The following is a 255-nucleotide window of genomic DNA, read 5'->3' on the forward strand; positions in this document are numbered from 1 at the left end:
GCTTACGGCGTGGGGGCTTTTCACCCCCATTATCGCTACTCATGTCAGCATTCGCACTTCTGATACCTCCAGCAGCCTTTACAAGCCACCTTCGCAGGCTTACAGAACGCTCTCCTACCATATCCTTACGGATATCCGCAGCTTCGGTGACTGGCTTAGCCCCGTTACATCTTCCGCGCAGGACGACTCGATCAGTGAGCTATTACGCTTTCTTTAAATGATGGCTGCTTCTAAGCCAACATCCTGACTGTTTTA

The 255-nt window shown here is 51.0% G+C and carries 1 rRNA gene; it reads right to left on the minus strand.

Annotated features, from left to right (window positions below):
- Positions 1–255 (minus strand): 23S ribosomal RNA (locus GTP23_RS23190); the annotation flags it as partial.

The organism is Duganella fentianensis, from assembly GCF_009857835.1.
Lineage (GTDB): Bacteria > Pseudomonadota > Gammaproteobacteria > Burkholderiales > Burkholderiaceae_D > Rugamonas > Rugamonas fentianensis.